The following is a 17,304-nucleotide window of genomic DNA, read 5'->3' as shown; positions in this document are numbered from 1 at the left end:
ATGTCGGCTCGTCGCATCCTGGGGCTGGAGTAGGTCCCAAGGGTTGGGCTGTTCGCCCATTAAAGCGGCACGCGAGCTGGGTTTAGAACGTCGTGAGACAGTTCGGTCTCTATCCGCCGCGCGCGTTAGAATCTTGAGGAAGGCTGTCCCTAGTACGAGAGGACCGGGACGGACGAACCTCTGGTGTGCCAGTTGTTCCACCAGGAGCACGGCTGGTTGGCTACGTTCGGAAGGGATAACCGCTGAAAGCATCTAAGCGGGAAGCCTGTTCCAAGATTAGGATTCTCACCACCTTGAGTGGGTAAGACCCCCTACAGACTATGGGGTTGATAGGCCAGAACTGGAAGCGCAGTAATGCGTGTAGGTGACTGGTACTAATCGGTCGAGGGCTTACCACACACATAACATTCGCCAAAACGAGCACATGGCTCACAGAATGTAAGCGTGTAACAATACAGAAACCAGCGCTGCTGGTTCGCGTCCACTATGCAATGTCTGAGACAACACACGTGTTGTTTCGCAGTGTTACGGCGGCCATAGCGGAGGGGAAACGCCCGGCTCCATTCCGAACCCGGAAGCTAAGCCCTCCAGCGCCGATGGTACTGCACTCGTGAGGGTGTGGGAGAGTAGGACACCGCCGGACTAAAATTAGATACAGGAGAAGACCCTCGGGTCGGTGAGCAGAAATGCTCCCGACGCGGGGGTCTTCTTCGTGTCCGCGTACCCTTTCGCCCCTCGCTGCCCGCGGCCGCACGTATGCCGGCGTGCGCTGTTCTACGTCCGGTTCCGACGCGGCGCGGATCGCGCAGCGGGCCGGCGGCACCGTCGAACCCGTGCCGTAAGGTGGACCCCGTGCGTGTCGTGATTGCCGAATGCCAGGTCGACTACGTGGGCCGGCTCACCGCCCACCTTCCCATGGCCCGGCGCCTGATCCTGGTCAAGGCCGATGGCTCCGTCAGCATCCACGCCGACGACCGTGCCTACAAGCCCCTCAACTGGATGAGCCCGCCCTGCTGGCTCGAGACGGCACCGTCGGACGAGGAGACCGCGGGCGTGCCCGAGGGACACCAGCTGTGGATCGTGCGGAACAAGGCCGAGGAACAGCTGCGCATCCTCATCGGTGAGGTTGAGCACGACAGCAGCCACGACCTGGGCGTCGATCCCGGCCTGGTGAAGGACGGCGTGGAGGCGCACCTGCAGGAGCTCCTCGCGGAGCACACGCACACCTTCGGGGAGGGCTACACCCTCATCCGGCGCGAATACATGACGGCGATAGGCCCCGTCGACCTGCTGTGCCGGGATGCCGACGGCGGGACCGTCGCGGTCGAGGTGAAGAGGCGGGCGGAGATCGACGGCGTCGAGCAGCTCACCCGGTACCTCGAGCTCCTGAACCGGGACCCGCTCATCGCGCCCGTCACGGGCATCCTCGCGGCCCAGCAGGTGAAGCCGCAGGCCCGCACACTGGCCGAGGATCGCGGCATCCGGTGCGTCACCGTCGACTACGACGTGCTGCGCGGTACCGAGGACACGTCCTACAAGCTCTTCTGATGGGTCGCAGGCCCGTCTCCCGTAAGCGTGCCGCCGCGCGGGACGGTCACCGCCCGTTGAGCGCGGGCGGTTTCGGTTCCCGGGTGGAACTGGGGGACGAGGCCTACCAGGTCAGGACGGTCACCGGTTCGGGCGCGGTGAAGGACTACCGTTGCCCGGGCTGTCATCAGCCGATCCCGACGGGAACCGCGCACGTGGTGGTGTGGCCCGCCGCCGAGAGCGGCGGCGTGGCCGACCGGCGACACTGGCACAGCGGATGCTGGGCGCGGGAGGCCGGCCGGCGGTCGCGCTGACTACCTCTTCGCGGTGTTGATCGCCACGGTGTCCTGCGTGGACGCCGTCGGGGCCGCGTCGGCGGCCTTGGTCGGGATGGCGACGGTGTCCGCTGAGGCGAAGTCGTCCGCCCCCAGGACCTCCTGCGCGCGCTGGGCCGCCGTGGGGCCGTCGTCCGTGACGTGCGCGGCCTTCGGCGCCGGCGCGGCGGAGAAGGGCGCGGGATCGATGCACTTGTCGACGACCTGGGGCTCACCGTCGCCCGTCGCGAGGGCCTCGGGGACCAGGGAGAGCTGGCGGCGGACGGTCTCCAGCTGATCGAGGATGGAGGCGCGCAGCGACTGCATGTCCTCCGTGATGCGCCGGGCGTTGGCCACCTGGGTGGCGATCCGGGTGTTCGTGTCCTCGAGCTTCTGCTCCGCCGTCGCGTTCGCGGTGTTGAGGGTCTGCTCCGCGCGTTCGTTCGCGGAGTCGATCCGCTCGCGGGCCTCCTCCTTGGACGCCTCCTCGAGCTCGGTGATCGTGCGGATCGCCTTGTCCCGACGCATCGACATCGCCATGTCGAAGTCGTTCTGGACGCGCTCGCGATTGTCGGCGGCGGACTGGGACAGCTTCTCCGCCTCGGCCTTCGCCTCCGCCGTGATCCGCTCCGCCTCGGCTCGCGCCTGCTCCATCGTCTTCTCGTGCTCGCGCTCCATCGCCTCACGGCGCGCGGTCATGTCGGCGCGCAGCCGGTCGGCCTCCCGGCGGGTGGCCTCGGCCTCCTGGCGTGCGAGCGAGCGGACCTCCGCCGACTCGTTCTCGGCGGCGGCGCGGATCTCGGACGCCTCGTCCGACGCGAGACGCATCATGCGCGCGATGCGATCGCTCATGCCCTCGGCGCTCGTCGGCGGGACGCTGAGCCGATCGACCTCGCGGCGCAGGTTGTCGATCTCGTCCTGCGCCTCGTCGAGGAGGTCCGTCAGCTCCCGGGCGTGGGCCGACGCCGCGTCCCGGTCCGCGGCCAGAACCCGCAGTTCAGCCTGGTAGCGGTGGAACTGTTCGCTGACCTGGTCCCGGTCGTACCCGCGCAGGACCACCGCGAACGGTGCGGGTGCCGGGCCACCCGTAACGTTGTCCGAATTCGCCATGCACCGATGGTACGTGGGCTGTCCGCGCGCGCGGCGTCAGCAGTCGCAAAAGGTCCGAATTAGCGGCCGGTTCCGGTCAGGATGCAGGTTCGACCAGTTCGACGAGGATCCCGCCTGCGTCCTTCGGATGCAGGAAGTTGATCCGCGACCCCGCGGTGCCGTTCCGCGGAGCGTCGTACAGCAGGCGCACGCCCTGCTCCTGCAGGTGCGCCGTCACTGCCGCGAGGTCCGAGACCCGGTACGCCAGCTGCTGCATCCCGGGGCCGTTGCGGTCGAGGAACTTCGCGATGGTCGACTCGGGGGTCAGGGGAGCGAGGACCTGCAGCTGGGCCGCGCTCGACGGTGCGCCGCCGGCCGCCAGGAGGGAGGCGGGGGAGAGCATGCCCTCGCGGACGCCCTGCGCCTCGTTGATCTCCTCGTGCGTGCACACCATGCCGAGGACGCGGGCGTACCACTCGAGGGCCGCGTCGAAATCGGACACGGCGACGCCGACGTGGTCGATACCCAGCACGTATTCGGCGGGGACGGCGTGCGCGGCCGGGTGCTCGCCGTGGGCGGTGTGATCTGTTTGTCGCGATTGGCTCTCTGTCATGCCTCGAATGTAGCTTTGAGGTGGAAGACCCCTGCCCACTAGGAGGAACGAAGTGGCCCCGTCCGCACCCCATCAGGACCCCACGGTCATCGTCGCCGGCGCTCGGACGCCCTTCGGCAAGCTGCTCGGCGCGCTCAAGTCGCAGTCCGGCACCGACCTCGGCGCGGTCGCCATCCGCGGCGCCCTGGAGAAGAGCGGCGTCGACCCGCAGACGATCGACTACGTGATCATGGGCCAGGTCCTCACCGCCGGCGCCGGGCAGATGCCCGCGCGCCAGGCCGCGATCGCGGGCGGCGTGCCGTGGGACGTGCCCACCCTGACCATCAACAAGATGTGCCTGTCGGGCATCAACGCCATCGCGCTCGCCGACCAGCTCATCCGGGCCGGCGAGTACGAGGTCGTCGTCGCCGGCGGCCAGGAGTCGATGACGCAGGCGCCGCACATCCTCACGGGCAGCCGCGAGGGCCACAAGTACGGCAGCATCGAGATGCTCGACCACACCGCGTACGACGGCCTGCACGACGTCTTCACCGACCAGCCGATGGGCGGGCTCACCGAGCAGCTCAACACCACCGACACGGTGACCTACTCCCGCGAGGAGCAGGACGCCTTCGCCGCCGACTCGCACCGCAAGGCCGCGGAGGCCTGGGCCGCCGGCAAGTTCGCCGACGAGGTCGTCCCCGTCGAGATCCCGCAGCGCCGGGGCGAGCCGATCCGCGTCAGCGAGGACGAGGGCGTCCGCGGCGACACCACCGCCGAGTCGCTGGCCAAGCTGCGGCCGGCGTTCGCCAAGGACGGCAGCATCACCGCCGGCAACGCCAGCCAGCTCACCGACGGCGCCGTCGCCGTCGTCGTCATGCGCAAGAGCAAGGCGCAGGAGCTCGGCCTCGACTACCTCGCCGAGATCGGCGCGCACGGCGTCGTCGCCGGCCCGGACTCGTCGCTGCAGCACCAGCCCTCCAACGCCATCAAGAAGGCCTGCGACAAGCAGGGCATCAGCCCGGCCGATCTCGACCTGCTCGAGATCAACGAGGCCTTCGCCGCCGTGGGCCTCGCGTCCACCGCCGACCTCGGCGTCGACGCCGACAAGGTCAACGTCGACGGCGGCGCCATCGCCATCGGTCACCCGCTCGGCGCCTCCGGCGCCCGCATCGTCCTGCACCTCGCGCTCGAGCTGGCCCGCCGCGGCGGCGGCACCGGTGCCGCCGGACTGTGCGGCGCCGGCGGCCAGGGCGACGCGCTCATCATCACCGTCCCCGGGAAGTAGAGAGAAACTCCGCATGAACGAATCCCTCGCGTCCAAGATCGTCACCGCCTTCAAGGTCGTCGCCTTCCTCGAGGCCCTCACCTGGGTGTGGCTGATCATCGGCATGATCATCAAGCGGGTACAGGACAAGCCCGACGCGATCGCCGTGCCCGGCATGACGCACGGCATCGTCTTCATGGTGCTGGTCGTGCTGACCCTCGCAGTCGCCTACGCCCGCAAGTGGGACCTCAAGACCCTCGCCCTCGGCCTGCTCGCCACGGTCCTGCCCTTCTGCTCCGTCGTCTTCGAGGTGTGGGCGCAGCGCGCCGGCAAGCTCGACGCCCCCGCGACGGCCACCGCCGCGGACAAGGCCGAGCCCGCCGACGCGATCGGCGGTTAGGACGCACGGCGCCCCGCCTACCGGTACGTTGACTCGCTGACGGAAGCTGTGGAGAGGTGGGGCACATGGTGGACATCCTGGGCGGGCTGCCCGGTGGGAAGGCGCTCGAGGCGTCGGTGAACCGCCTGGCGGCGACGGCGCGCAACGGCTTCGAGGTGCTCACGCAGGGCGGCCTCGAGACGGGGGCGAAGCCCTCGCAGTTCACGGTCGTCGAGCGCTCGCCGATGTACCGCCTCCGACGGTACTTCGCGGACCGGGCGCCGGCGCCCGCGGTGGACGACCGGCCGGTGATCCTGCTGGTGCCGCCCATGATGGTGGACGCCAACGTCTTCGACGTCACGGAGAACAACGGCGCCGTCTCGGTGCTGCACCGGGCGGGCCTCGACCCGTGGGTCATCGACTTCGGCGCGCCCGACCGCGAGGAGGGCGGCCTCGAGCGCAACCTCGCGGATCACGTCGTCGCCATCTCCAAGGCGATCGAGCAGGTCGCGGTGTTCCGCGGCCGCGACGTGCACATCGGCGGCTACTCGCAGGGCGGCATGTTCTGCTACCAGGTGGCCGCCTACCGGCAGTCGCGGTCCATCGCGAGCGTCGTGACCTTCGGCAGCCCCGTCGACATTTCCGCGGGCCTGCCGCTCGGCGCCCCGCCCGCGCTGGTCAACAAGGGCGCCGAGTTCGTCGCCGACCACGTCTTCAACCGCTTCTACCTCCCCAGCTGGATGGTGCAGCGCGGTTTCGAGATGCTCAACCCCGTCAAGGCGGTGCGCTCGCGGCTCGACTTCGTCCGACAGCTGCACGATCGCGACGCGCTGCTGCCGCGCGAGGACCAGCGCCGCTTCCTCGAGGCCGACGGCTGGGTCGCCTACGCCGGGCCCGCGGTGGCCGACCTGCTCAAGCAGTTCGTCGTGCACAACCGCATGCTCACCGGCGGCTTCGCCATCGACGGCGACGCCGTCTCCCTCGCGTCCATCACGAGCCCCGTGCTCGCCTTCGTCGGCCTGTCGGACCAGATCGGCCGGCCCAGCGCCGTCCGCGGGATCCTGCAGGCGGCGCCGAAGGCCGAGGTCTACGAGGCGCAGGTGTCGGCCGGACACTTCGGCCTCGTCGTCGGCAGCTCGGCGGGCGCGGTCACGTACCCGACGGTGACGCAGTGGATCACCTGGCAGGAGGGCCGCGGCCCGCAGCCGGAGAACGTCGTCGCGATGCAGCCCGACGACGGCCGCGACGTGGGCGTCAACCCGCTCGTCGCGGGCCTGGGCGGCATCGCCACCGTCGGCTTCGTCGCCGCGCGCGACGTCCTCGACGCGGCCTCCGGCGCCGCGGCCGGCGCCTCCGCCGTCGCCCGCGAGGTGACCCGCGGGCTGCCGAAGCTGGCCCGCCTCGGCCAGCTGCAGGCGCACACCCAGGTCTCCCTCGGCAAGCTGCTCGCGGAGCAGGCCGCGGCGGATCCGCACGGCGAGCTCTTCCTCTACGAGGACCGCGTCCACACCAAGCACGCGGTGAACGAGCGCATCGACCGCGTCGTCAGCGGCCTGATCCAGGTCGGGGTGCGGCAGGGCGAGCACGTGGGCGTGCTCATGCACACCCGGCCGTCGGCCCTGGTCGCGATGGCCGCGCTGTCACGGCTCGGCGCCGTGGCCGTGCTGTTGCCGCCGGGCACCGACTACGCCGCCGCGCTGCGGCTGGGGGAGGCCGCCTCGGTCCTCACGGACCCCGAGCACGCGCAGGAGGCCGTGGCGGTCGCCGAGCGCGTCTTCGTCGTCGGCGGCGGCGACCGCCGCGATCGGCCGGGTGCCGCCCGGCAGGACCTCGGCGCGGAGCTGGTCGACCTCGAGCAGGTCGACCCGGACAACGTGCGGATTCCGCGCTGGTACCGGCCCGACGCGGGCCTCGGCCGCGACCTGGCCTTCGTGATGTTCTCGGAGGTCGGCGGGCGGCTGCGGGCCAAGCGGGTCACGAACGGCCGGTGGGCGTTGTCGGCGTTCGGCACCGCGTCGGCCGCGCGGCTGTCGCAGAGCGACACCGTGTACTGCCTCACCCCGCTCAGCCACAGCTCGGGCCTCATGACCAGCCTCGGCGGCGCGCTCGCCGGCGGCTCGCGCATCGCGCTCACCCGCGACTTCGACCCGGAGCGGTTCATGGTCGAGGTGCAGCGCTACGGGGTCACGGTGGTCTGCTACACCTGGAACCTCATGCGCGCGGTGCTCGACACCCCCGGCCTGGAGATCCCGCGCTACCACCCGGTCCGCGCCTTCATCGGCTCCGGCATGTCGGCGGAGCTCTCGCGCCGCGTCGGAGAGACCTTCGACGCGCAGGTCGTCGAGTTCTACGCCTCCACCGAGGGCGAGATCGTGCTGGCCAGGGTCCGCGCCGGCAAGCCGGGGGCGAAGGGCCGGCGCCTGCCGGGCAGCGCCGACGTGGCCCTCGTCGACTACTACTTCGACTCCGGGCGCTTCGTCGAGGACGGCGACGGCTTCCTGCAGGAGGTCGGGGACGGCGAGGTGGGCGTGCTCATCGGTCGCGCCGATCCCGACGCGACGCACCGCGACGTGCTGCTGCGCGGCGTCTTCCGGCCGGGCGACGCCTGGTTCTCCACGGGCCACCTCTTCCGGCGCGACGAGGACGGCGACTACTGGCTGGTCGACGACGTCCGCACCGTCGCCGTGACGGAGCGCGGGCCGGTGTACTCGATCCCGATCACGGACGTGCTCGAGCAGCTCGGGCAGGTCGAGCAGGCCGTCGTGTACCAGGTGCCGGGCGACGGGGCCGACGGTGCGCCGCGCGTCGTCGCCGCGGTCACGGTGCGGGACGACGCGGAGTTGACCGCCGACGAGATCAGCGACGCCTTCGCCGGCCGGCACGGCCAGTACCCGGACGCGGTGCACATCGTCGACGAGGTGCCGCTCACGAGTTGGTACCGCCCGCGGCGGGGCGCGCTCGCCGCCGCCGGGATGCCCGCGCCCGGTCCCACGTCCTGGCGGTTCGACCCGGATCAGCAGCGCTACCGGTGATCTTGGGCCGGACGGTCGCCGCGGGCGGCCGCCGCACGGGGCGTGCCAAGATGGAGGGGTGACTACACCTCGAGGCGCATCTCCACAGGATCAGGCACGCGCGCTGCGCACGGCCGCGGCGATGGCCGGCGCGGTCGACCTCTCGGGTCTCAAGGCCCGCGCGGAGGCGAAGGCCGCCCAGCAGGCCCGCCCGGCACCGTCGGGCGAGGCGGGGCCGGCCGGCGCAGCCCCCGGGCCCGGCGTGGTCGACGTGACGGACCAGAGCTTCCCGGTCGAGGTCATCGACCGGTCCGCGAATCGGTTGGTGGTCGTGCTGCTGGCCGCGTCGTACAGCGAGCAGTCGCAGGCGATGGCGGCGGTGCTGGAGAAACTCGCCGCGGACGACGCGGGCCGGTGGACCCTCGCCCGCGTCGACGTCGACGGTGCGCCCGGCGTCGCGCAGGCCTTCGGCGCGCAGTCGGTGCCGATGGTGGTGGCCGTCGCCGCGGGGCGCGCGGTGACGGCCTTCGCGGGCGCGCAGCCGGAGCCGGCGGCGCGGCAGTGGCTCGACGACGTGCTCGCGCAGCTGCCGCCCGAGTTCGGTGGCGGCGTGGCGGGAGAGGCACCGTCGGACCCCCGGCGCGAGGCGGCGGAGCAGCTCGCGAGCGACGGCGACTACGAGGGCGCCCGCGCCGCGTACGAGGCGATCCTGCACGCGAATCCGGGCGACGCCGAGGCGGCGGCCGCGGTCAAGCAGATGGCCTTCTTCGCCCGCGCCACGAAGGGCGAGCCCGGGGCGATCGCGCGCGACGACGCGGCGGCCGGCTCGACGGGCGCGGAGCGGGTCGCACCGGCGCTCGCCGCCGCCGACGAGGAGCTGCTCACCGGCTCGCCGAAGGGGGCCTTCGACCGGCTCATCGCCGCGATCCGCGTCACCGCGGGCGACGACCGGTCGGCCTTGCGCACCCGACTGCTGGAGCTCTTCGAGCTCTTCGATCCGGCGGATCCCGTGGTCCTCGCGGCCCGGCGCGATCTGGCGGGCGCCCTGTTCTGACGCGGCCCGGTTCCCCGGTCCGCGCAGTCTCCGCAGGTTTGCGATACTTACCCGGTGTCTGACTATGGTGTGTCCCGACGGGCGGTGCTGACGGGCGTCGGCGGCCTGGCCCTCGCGGGCGCGCTCGCGGCATGCGGTGGGAACACCGGTCGCGGCGGCGGGGCCCGCGGCGACCTGCGGGCCTGGTTCCACCAGTACGGCGAGCAAGGGGCGCCGGAGGCGCTCACGCGGTACGCCGGCGATTACCCGGACGGCGGCGTGCGGGTCAGCGCCTTCCCGGGCGACTACGACCAGAAGGTCTCGTCGGCGCTGGTCAGCGGCGACGGCCCGGACGTCTTCGAGTTCGCCAACGGCCCCACGATCGACATGATCACCGCCGGGCAGGTCGCCGACCTCACCGACCTGTTGGGCGACGCGCGCTCCGACTTCACCCCGGCGCTGCTCGACCGGATGACGCTGGGCGGCCGGGTGTACGGCATCCCGCAGGTCACCGACACCCAGCTCCTGGTCTACCGGAAGTCCATGCTCGCCGAGGCGGGCGTCGTCCCGCCGCGCACGCTCGACGAGCTGGTCTCGGCCGCGCGGGCCCTGAACCGCGGGCGGGTCAAGGGGCTCTTCCTCGGCAACAGCGGTGGCGCGGACGTCCTCGGCGGCGTCCTGCTCTGGTCGTCCGGGCACGACTACCTGACCCCCGATCACAGGCCGGGCTTCGTCGACGAGGAGGTCGCGGTCGGCCTACGGGCTATGCGCGGGCTGTTCACGTCGGGCGACCTGCTGCTCGGCGCGCCGCAGGACTGGTCCGACCCGGGCGCCTTCATCGCGGGGCAGACGGCGATGCAGTGGACGGGCCTGTGGGCGCTGCCCGCGATCCGGGCGGCGCTCGGCGACGACTTCGGCGTGCGGCCCTTCCCGGCGATCGGCCCGAACGGCGGGACGAGCGTGCCCTTCGGCGCGTACGGCGCCGCGGTCAACGCCGGCGGCGACGTCGAGCGGGCGAAGAAGTTCGTGCAGTGGCTGTGGGTGAAGCGCACCGATCTGCAGCTCGACTGGGCGCAGGGCTACGGCCTGCACGTCCCGGCGCGCCGCTCGCTGGTCCCGCAGGCCACGAAGCTCGCGACCGGCGTGTACAACGAGGCGGCCGACCTGGTGAACTCGGTCGGCCGTCCCCAGACCCCGCTGCTGTGGACGCCGCGCAGCGCCACCGCCTACCGCGATGCCCTCGACCGGGTGATCCGCGGCGGCGCCGATCCGATGGCGGAGCTGCACGGGGTCGCATCGGTGGTCGAGAAGGAACTCGAGCGGTTCCCGCGCTGATGTCCCTCCGGCCCGCCCGCCGCGCGCCGTCCCGGCCCGACGCGGGCGGGGCGTGGCGCGACTCGCCGCACCTGTGGTTCTGGCTGATGACGGGGCCCTTCCTCGCGGGCCTCGCGGTGTTCGTCCTCGTCCCGATCGGGTGGAGCGTGTGGCTGAGCCTGTTCGACGCCCACAACACGGTGACGCCGACGCGGTTCGTGGGCCTGGACAACTACCGGGACATGCTGGCGGACCCCGCCTTCCGCTCCAGCCTGGTCACGTTCGTCGTCTTCGCGGCGATCGTCGTGCCGCTGACCTTCGCGGGCTCGCTCGCGCTCGCGGTGCTCGTGCACGGGGTGCGCCGGTTCCAGGCCTTCTTCCGCTCGGTCTTCTTCCTGCCGCTGGCGTGCAGCTACATCGCCGCGTCACTGATCTGGCGCGGCTCGATCTTCCCCGGGGTGCCGACGGGCGTCGCCAACGCGGCGCTCCGGGCCGTCGGCGCGGAGCCCGTGGCGTGGCTGTCGGTGGTCGATCCGCCCTGGTACTGGCTGGTGCTGGTGACGCTGCGCCTGTGGCTGCAGCTGGGCTTCTACATGGTCCTGTTCCTGGCCGCCCTGCAGCGCGTGCCGCGGCACCTGTACGAGGCGGCCGCGCTGGACGGCGCGTCCGGGTGGACGACGTTCGTGCGCATCACGCTGCCGCAGCTGCGCGCCGTCTCCGTCGCGGTGCTGCTGCTGGCGACGGTCAACGCCTTCCAGGCCTTCGACGAGTTCTACGGCGTGATGGCCACCGCGCAGGGCTATCCGCCGTACGCCCGACCGCCGCTGATCTACCTCTACTACGTGGCCGTCGGCAACGGGCAGGACTTCGGGCACGGCGGCGCGGGCGGGATCCTGCTCACCGCCCTGATCGCGGTGATCGCCCTGGCCCAGGGCCGGTTCACGGGGCTGTTCCGCGGGCGGGGCGAGCGGTGAGCGCGGCCCGCGCGGGGAGGTACGTGCTGCTGATCGGCCTCGCCGCCCTCTTCCTGCTGCCGCTGTACCTGCTGGCCCGCGGCGCGGTCGGCACGCCGATGGACGTCGCGACGGGGGACTGGCTGCCGCGTCGCCCCGACGGCGCCGCCTTCCGGCACATCTTCTCCGACGAGGCCCGCCCGCTCGCCCGGGCACTGCTCAACTCGACGACGGTGGCCGTGCTGCAGACGGTCGGCACCGTCGCCGTCGCGCTGCCGGCCGGGTACGCCTTCGCCCGGATCCGGGTGGCGTACGCCGACAAGGTCTTCGGCGTCGTCCTCGCGACCCTCCTGGTCCCGGCCGCCGTGACCTTCGTGCCGACCTTCGTCATGGTCTCCACGCTGGGCTGGGTGTCGTCGCTGCAGGGGCTGGTGGTGCCCGGGCTGTTCCAGGCGACCGCGGTCTTCCTGTTCCGGCAGCACTTCCTCGGTCTCCCCCGGGAGCTCGAGGAGGCCGCCGTGCTCGACGGTGCCGGGCCCGCCCGGGTGTTCCTCGCGGTCGCGTTGCCGGGGGCGGGCGCGGTGACGGCGGCGGTGGCGACAATCACCTTCGTCGGGAGTTGGAACGCGTTCCTCTGGCCCCTGGTGATCGGTCAGGATCCGCAGTCGTGGACGGTCCAGTTGGTGCTGTCGAGCTACATCACGGCGCAGTCGGTGAACGTGCCCGCGATGTTCGCGGCCGCCGTGGTATCGATCGCCCCCTTGCTGGCGTTCTTCCTAGTAGCACAACGTTGGATCGTCGCCGGCGTGGAGCGGACGGGGGTCTCCGACTGACCGCGCGTGACCTGCGTCACGGCCGCCGGGAGCTCGTCGACCGGGACACGCCAGGAGCGGTGATAGCCCGATTCGCTGGATCTATCGATGGCATCGGCCTAGTCTGAACCGGTTCTGTTCGGCCTCTCCGGGTCGGGCGAGAGGAGACGATGATGTCGGTCACCGAGCATCGCGGCGTGAGCGCCCAGTCGGCGCTGGCGATCGCGGGGGCGCGGCTGCTGCTCAAGCCCCTGATCGCGCTGTACCCGGTGCGGGCCTGGTCGTTCGCGCCGCTCGCCCTGGGCGAGGGCCTGGCGAACCTCATCGGGTGGACGCCGAACGACGTCGAGGTGGAGCGGATCGAGCTCGCCGGCGTCCCCGTGGAGCGGCTCGTGCCGACCGCGGGCGACCTGCGGCCGGACGTCGCGATCTGCTACTACCACGGCGGCGCCTTCCTCGCGGGCGGGCCCGGCACCCATCGCCGCGTGGCGGCGGCCCTCGCGCGCACCCTCGGCGTCACCGTCTTCAACGTGGACTACCGCCAGCTTCCCGACGTGGGCGTCGGCACGTCCGTCGACGACGGCTACCGCGTGTTCCGGGCGGTCACGGACTCCGGCCGGTACCGGCAGGTCGCCGTGGGCGGCGACTCCGCGGGCGGCTACATCTCGGCCAAGGTGGTGGAGTTGGCGTACCTCGACGCCGTGCGCACCCCGGCCGCCTACTTCGGCTTCTCCCCGCTGCTCACGCCGACCGTCACCGACGACGATCCGCGGCACGACATCGACGACGCCTACCTCACCGCGGGCAAGCTCGCCGGGCTGCGCGACTTCTTCGACCGCGGCCCGGTCGCCTTCCGCGGCCACGACGACGCCACCGAGATCGAGCCCGCGGCGTTCCCGCCGGCGCTCGTCATCGCCTGTACCGACGAGATGCTGCGCGTCGACGCCGAGCGCCTGCACGAGCGCCTCGACCGCGCCGGCAAGCCCTGCGACCTGCACCTCTACCAGGGTGGCGTGCACGCCTTCCCCGTGCTCGCAGGCGTGACGCCCGAGAGCGCGCAGGCCGTCCAGATCACCACGCTCTTCCTCGAGGCGGCGTTCGACGCGCGCCTGCAGTACCGCGCCGCCTGACGGGGCGCCGCGCGGCATAGGCTGGGGCCATGCTGCTGCCGCACACGGTCACGCCCGTCCCGCCCGGCTCCGACGGTGAGCCGGCCGTCACCGTCGGGGGCCGCACCCTGACCCGGACCGAGCTCATCGGCGCCACCACGGCGGTCGCCGAGCGGTTGGGCGGGCTCGGCGTGCGCGGGCCCGTCGCGGTGTGGGCCGAGCCGACGCTCGCCACCGTGATCGCGATCGTCGGCGGTATTCGCGCCGGCGTCCCGGTCGTCCCGGTCCCGCCCGATTCGGGCACCGCCGAGATCGCCCACGTGCTCGCCGATTCCGGCGCGCAGGCCTGGCTCGGCGCGACCCCGCAGGACCCGCACGGGCTGCCCGCGGTCCCGGTCCGCGAGCACGCCCGCGGCTGGCACGCCCTGCCCGAGCCGCCCGCGGCCGCGACCGCGCTCCTGATGTACACCTCGGGCACCACGGGGGCGCCGAAGGGCGTCCCGATCCGCCGGGAGGCCATCGCGGCGTGCATCGACGGGCTCGTGGACGCCTGGGCGTGGACGGCGAACGACACCCTCGTGCACGGCCTTCCGCTGTTCCACGTCCACGGGCTGATCCTCGGCGTGCTCGGCCCGCTGCGGGTGGGCAGCCCGCTGGTGCACACCGGCAAGCCGACCCCGGAGGCCTACGCGGCGGCGGGCGGCACGATGTACTTCGGCGTGCCCACCGTCTGGTCGCGCATCGCCCGAGACCCGGAATCCGCTGCGGCCCTGCGGGACGCGCGGCTCCTCGTCTCCGGTAGCGCGCCCCTGCCGGCGCCGGTCTTCGAGCGGATCCGCGAGCTCACGGGCCACGAGATCGTGGAGCGCTACGGCATGACGGAGACCCTCATCACCGTGAGCGCACGCGTCGACGGCGAGCGCCGCCCCGGCTGGGTCGGCCTGCCGATCACGGGCGTCGAGTCGCGGATCATCGCGGAATCGGGCGGCGAGGCGCCGCACGACGGCGAATCGATCGGGGCGCTGCAGATCCGCGGACCGATGGTCGGCACGAAGTACCTGAACCGCCCCGACGCCACGGCCGAGTCCTGGGTGGGCGACGGCTGGTTCGACACCGGCGACGTCGCGGTGATCGACTCGACCGGCTTCCACCGCATCGTGGGCCGCGCCTCCACCGACCTCATCAAGACCGGCGGCTTCCGCGTCGGCGCCGGTGAGATCGAGGCCGCGCTGCTCGGCCACGCGGACGTCCGCGAGGCCGCTGTCGTGGGGCTTCCCGACGACGACCTCGGGCAGCGCCTCGTCGCCTTCCTCGTCGCCGACGGTCCGCGCGACGACGCGGCCGCCGCCGCGATCGTCGAGTTCGTGGGGGAGACGCTCTCGAAGCACAAGCGCCCCCGCGAGATCCGCTTCGTCGACGACCTCCCGCGCAACCCGATGGGCAAGGTGCAGAAGAAGCTCCTGCTGTAGCCGGTCCGCGCCGGGCGGCGTCCGCCGATCAGCCCGTCTCGGCGGTGTCGAGGATGAAGTCGTGCAGGTGCCGGGTGGCCGGCGCGAGAGTGGTCGTCGCGCGGGCTAGGGCGACGGCGCGGCGGTGCTCGCCCGCCAGCGGCACCTCCGCCACGTCCGACGGTGCGCGGTCGTCGTGCGGGAGCAGGGCGACGCCGAGCCCCCGGGCGATGAGCTCGCGGATCGTGGCGAATTCGGTGACCTCGACGGCGATCGCGGGCGTGAAGCCGGCCGCGGTGCACCAGCGCTCGGTGGTGCCGCGCAGGTGGTAGTCGGGCGGATTGGCGATGAAGGTGTCGGACCGCAACTGCGCCAGCCGGATCCTCTTCGCTCCGGCGAGCGGGTGGGTGCGGGGGAGCGCGGCCAGGATCTCCTGGGATCCGATCACGGTGTGCGGCAGCCGCTCCGGCGGCGGAATGGTCACCGCGAGGTCCAGGGCGCCGGTCTCCAGGTCGCGGACGAGCTCCGAGCCGTGCCCCTGCTTGAGCGTCACGGTGATCCCGGGGTGCGCGCGGCGGAAGGCGGAGAGCAGGTCCGGTAGGCGGCCCGAGCCCATGGTGAGCGGGAAGCCGAACCGCACGGTGCCGTGTTCGCCGTCGCCCTCGCCCACCACCGCGTCGATCGCGAGGCCGAGCTCGCGCAGCGGATCCCGGATCCGCCGGGCCAGGTCCTCGCCAGCGGCGGTCAGCCGCACGGTGCGCCCGGCGTGGACGAGCAGCGGGGTGTGTAGATCGCCTTCGAGGGCGTGGATCCGGCGGCTCATCGACGACTGGGGGATGCCGAGCGCGGCCGAGGCGCGGGTCATGTGCCCGTCGTGCGCCGCGAGCGCGGCGAGCGCCTGCAGCTGCGGGGCGAGCAGGCTCAGCCATTGATCCATATTCGGATCATATCGCCGCAAGACTTCATTGGACGGATGAGTGCCGCGCGTTCGATGCTGGTGCCGAACCCACCTAGAGGAGGATCCGATGGTCACCCACTCCACCCCGGGATTCGACGCCGACGTCGTCCTGATCGGCGGCGGCATCATGTCCGCGACGCTCGGCGCGATGCTCGCGCAGGAGCGGCCCGACTGGCGGATCCTGCTGCTCGAGCGCGCCGACGCGCTCGCCACCGAGAGCAGCGGGCCCTGGAACAACGCCGGCACCGGCCACAGCGGCTTCTGCGAGCTCAACTACATGCCCGACCCCGCCGACGGCACCAAGCCCCTGGCGATGGTCGAACAGTTCGGGCGCACCCGCGCCTGGTGGGACGGCCTCGTCGCGGCGGGCCTGCTCGACGGCGGCTTCCTGCACCCGACCCCGCACCTCGACGTCGTCTTCGGCGAGCGCGACATGACCTACCTGCGGCAGCGCTTCGAGACCCTGCGCACGCACCCGGAGTTCGCGGCGATGGAGTACACGGAGAACCCGGAGACGATCCGGGAGTGGGCGCCGCTGGTCATGGAGGGCCGCGGCCCCGAGTCCATGTGGGGCCGCATGGCCGCCACCCGCCACCCCGGCGGCACCGACGTCGACTTCGGGGCGCTGACCCGCGGCCTCACCGCGATCCTCACCGACGCCGGCGGCGAGGTGCGCTTCGGCCACGAGGTGACGCGGCTGCGCCGCACCCTCGCGGGTTGGACGGTGCGCGGCCGGGGACCCCAGGGGCGCTTCGAGATCCGCGCCCGGCGCGTCTTCGTCGGCGCGGGCGGCAAGGCCCTGCGGCTGCTGCAGAGCGCGCGGCTGCCCGAGGTGCGGGGCTACGCCGTGCTCCCCGTCGGGGCGGCGTTCCTCCGCTGCTCGGATCCCGAGGTGGCGCGCCGCCTCGACGGGAAGGTGTACGGGCAGGCCGACATCGGCGCGCCGCCGATGTCGGTGCCGCACCTGGACCGTCGGTACGTCGACGGTGCCGATCACCTCCTGTTCGGCCCGTACGCCACGTTCAGCACCAAGCTCCTCAAGCGGGGCCGCCTCACCGACTTCTTCACCACCCTGCGGCCCGGCAACCTGCACGTGATCGCCGCTGCCGGACTGCAGAACCTCGGCCTGGTGCGGTACCTCGTCGCCCAGCTCGCGGCGAGCCGGCGGGCGAGGTTCGCCCAGCTGCAACGGTTCTACCCGGCCGCCGACCCGGCGCAGTGGGAACTCGTCCCCGCCGGCCAGCGGGCCCAGCTGGTGACCCCGGATCCTCGTCGCATCGGCGTGCTGCAGCAGGGGACGGAGCTGGTCACCGGCGCCGACGGCACCATCGCCGGCCTGCTCGGCGCCTCGCCGGGGGCGAGCACCGCGGTGCCGATCATGCAGGACCTCCTCGTGCGGTGGGGTATCGAGCCGGCGGTGGGACTGCAATCGAACTCCGAGAAGTCGCCCGTCGCGCACTGACGTGTGCTTTCCTCCACTCGGGTGCAACGCCCGAAT

The 17,304-nt window shown here is 72.3% G+C and carries 15 protein-coding genes and 2 rRNA genes; 14 read left to right on the top strand and 3 right to left on the bottom strand.

Annotated elements, in window-relative coordinates; translation table 11 throughout:
- The 4 genes from ACM9LD_RS13830 to ACM9LD_RS13815 all read left to right on the top strand — a co-directional run.
- Positions 1–398: ribosomal RNA gene (locus ACM9LD_RS13830) — 23S ribosomal RNA — on the top strand; the annotation flags it as partial.
- A gap of 128 nt (positions 399–526) precedes the next feature.
- Positions 527–643, top strand: a 5S ribosomal RNA gene (rrf, locus tag ACM9LD_RS13825).
- Positions 644–852: 209 nt separating this feature from the next.
- The gene (nucS, locus tag ACM9LD_RS13820; protein ID WP_415677204.1) at positions 853–1,548 is read left to right on the top strand and encodes an endonuclease NucS; all 696 of its coding nucleotides are present in this window, start codon (positions 853–855) and stop codon (positions 1,546–1,548) included.
- Entirely contained in the window at positions 1,548–1,841 is a 294-nt protein-coding gene (locus ACM9LD_RS13815) for a hypothetical protein (protein ID WP_415677203.1), read from the top strand. Before nucS ends, ACM9LD_RS13815 begins: the two co-directional genes overlap by 1 nt.
- Here the strand turns inward: ACM9LD_RS13815 and ACM9LD_RS13810 are convergent, their stop codons facing one another.
- Complete coding sequence (locus ACM9LD_RS13810; RefSeq protein ID WP_415677202.1) at positions 1,842–2,951, bottom strand: coiled-coil domain-containing protein; 1,110 nt, start codon at positions 2,949–2,951, stop codon at positions 1,842–1,844.
- A gap of 76 nt (positions 2,952–3,027) precedes the next feature.
- Positions 3,028–3,543: a methylmalonyl-CoA epimerase gene (gene mce / locus ACM9LD_RS13805; protein ID WP_415677201.1), complete on the bottom strand. Its 516-nt coding sequence runs from the start codon at positions 3,541–3,543 to the stop codon at positions 3,028–3,030.
- Positions 3,544–3,595: 52 nt separating this feature from the next.
- Between mce and ACM9LD_RS13800 the strand changes: the two genes are divergently transcribed.
- The 9 genes from ACM9LD_RS13800 (at position 3,596) to ACM9LD_RS13760 (ending at position 14,869) form a co-directional block, all read left to right on the top strand.
- Positions 3,596–4,810 carry an acetyl-CoA C-acetyltransferase gene (locus tag ACM9LD_RS13800; protein WP_224646409.1) on the top strand — a complete coding sequence of 405 codons (1,215 nt, stop codon included), beginning with the start codon at positions 3,596–3,598 and terminating at the stop codon, positions 4,808–4,810.
- 13 nt (positions 4,811–4,823) lie between these two features.
- Positions 4,824–5,189, top strand: coding sequence for a DUF3817 domain-containing protein (locus ACM9LD_RS13795; RefSeq protein ID WP_224646407.1), 366 nt, complete (start codon positions 4,824–4,826; stop codon positions 5,187–5,189).
- Positions 5,190–5,254: 65 nt separating this feature from the next.
- Complete coding sequence (locus tag ACM9LD_RS13790; RefSeq protein ID WP_415677200.1) at positions 5,255–8,200, top strand: AMP-binding protein; 2,946 nt, start codon at positions 5,255–5,257, stop codon at positions 8,198–8,200.
- A gap of 58 nt (positions 8,201–8,258) precedes the next feature.
- A complete protein-coding gene (locus tag ACM9LD_RS13785; RefSeq protein ID WP_415677199.1) occupies positions 8,259–9,233 on the top strand; it encodes a tetratricopeptide repeat protein in 975 nt (324 codons plus the stop codon).
- Positions 9,234–9,287: 54 nt separating this feature from the next.
- The gene (locus ACM9LD_RS13780; RefSeq protein WP_415677198.1) at positions 9,288–10,547 is read left to right on the top strand and encodes an ABC transporter substrate-binding protein; all 1,260 of its coding nucleotides are present in this window, start codon (positions 9,288–9,290) and stop codon (positions 10,545–10,547) included.
- Positions 10,547–11,500: a carbohydrate ABC transporter permease gene (locus tag ACM9LD_RS13775; RefSeq protein WP_224646401.1), complete on the top strand. Its 954-nt coding sequence runs from the start codon at positions 10,547–10,549 to the stop codon at positions 11,498–11,500. The genes ACM9LD_RS13780 and ACM9LD_RS13775 overlap by 1 nt, the downstream gene beginning before the upstream one ends.
- A complete protein-coding gene (locus tag ACM9LD_RS13770; protein ID WP_415677197.1) occupies positions 11,497–12,312 on the top strand; it encodes a carbohydrate ABC transporter permease in 816 nt (271 codons plus the stop codon). The genes ACM9LD_RS13775 and ACM9LD_RS13770 overlap by 4 nt, the downstream gene beginning before the upstream one ends.
- 152 nt (positions 12,313–12,464) lie before the next feature.
- Entirely contained in the window at positions 12,465–13,421 is a 957-nt protein-coding gene (locus ACM9LD_RS13765; RefSeq protein WP_415677196.1) for an alpha/beta hydrolase, read from the top strand.
- 29 nt (positions 13,422–13,450) lie between these two features.
- Positions 13,451–14,869, top strand: coding sequence for an acyl-CoA synthetase (locus tag ACM9LD_RS13760; RefSeq protein WP_415677195.1), 1,419 nt, complete (start codon positions 13,451–13,453; stop codon positions 14,867–14,869).
- A gap of 28 nt (positions 14,870–14,897) precedes the next feature.
- On the opposite strand, the gene ACM9LD_RS13755 is transcribed toward ACM9LD_RS13760, so the two are convergent.
- Positions 14,898–15,785 carry a LysR substrate-binding domain-containing protein gene (locus ACM9LD_RS13755; RefSeq protein WP_415677194.1) on the bottom strand — a complete coding sequence of 296 codons (888 nt, stop codon included), beginning with the start codon at positions 15,783–15,785 and terminating at the stop codon, positions 14,898–14,900.
- An 88-nt stretch (positions 15,786–15,873) separates the two neighbouring features.
- Between ACM9LD_RS13755 and ACM9LD_RS13750 the strand changes: the two genes are divergently transcribed.
- A complete protein-coding gene (locus ACM9LD_RS13750) occupies positions 15,874–17,268 on the top strand; it encodes a malate:quinone oxidoreductase (RefSeq protein ID WP_415677193.1) in 1,395 nt (464 codons plus the stop codon).
- Positions 17,269–17,304 lie beyond the last annotated feature (36 nt).

This window comes from Tsukamurella hominis (genome assembly GCF_965137015.1).
In the GTDB taxonomy this organism is placed as follows: domain Bacteria; phylum Actinomycetota; class Actinomycetes; order Mycobacteriales; family Mycobacteriaceae; genus Tsukamurella; species Tsukamurella hominis.
Note: the sequence above shows the minus strand (reverse complement) of the source record. Positions and strands in the feature narration are given on the sequence as shown.

Coding starts and splice junctions, on each gene's coding strand:
- ACM9LD_RS13815 (WP_415677203.1), top strand. CDS start 1,548: ATGGGTCGCAGGCCCGTCTCCCGTAAGCGTGCCGCCGCGCGGGACGGT.
- ACM9LD_RS13810 (WP_415677202.1), bottom strand. CDS start 2,951: ATGGCGAATTCGGACAACGTTACGGGTGGCCCGGCACCCGCACCGTTC.
- mce (WP_415677201.1), bottom strand. CDS start 3,543: ATGACAGAGAGCCAATCGCGACAAACAGATCACACCGCCCACGGCGAG.
- ACM9LD_RS13795 (WP_224646407.1), top strand. CDS start 4,824: ATGAACGAATCCCTCGCGTCCAAGATCGTCACCGCCTTCAAGGTCGTC.
- ACM9LD_RS13790 (WP_415677200.1), top strand. CDS start 5,255: ATGGTGGACATCCTGGGCGGGCTGCCCGGTGGGAAGGCGCTCGAGGCG.
- ACM9LD_RS13775 (WP_224646401.1), top strand. CDS start 10,547: ATGTCCCTCCGGCCCGCCCGCCGCGCGCCGTCCCGGCCCGACGCGGGC.
- ACM9LD_RS13765 (WP_415677196.1), top strand. CDS start 12,465: ATGTCGGTCACCGAGCATCGCGGCGTGAGCGCCCAGTCGGCGCTGGCG.
- ACM9LD_RS13760 (WP_415677195.1), top strand. CDS start 13,451: ATGCTGCTGCCGCACACGGTCACGCCCGTCCCGCCCGGCTCCGACGGT.
- ACM9LD_RS13755 (WP_415677194.1), bottom strand. CDS start 15,785: ATGGATCAATGGCTGAGCCTGCTCGCCCCGCAGCTGCAGGCGCTCGCC.
- ACM9LD_RS13750 (WP_415677193.1), top strand. CDS start 15,874: ATGGTCACCCACTCCACCCCGGGATTCGACGCCGACGTCGTCCTGATC.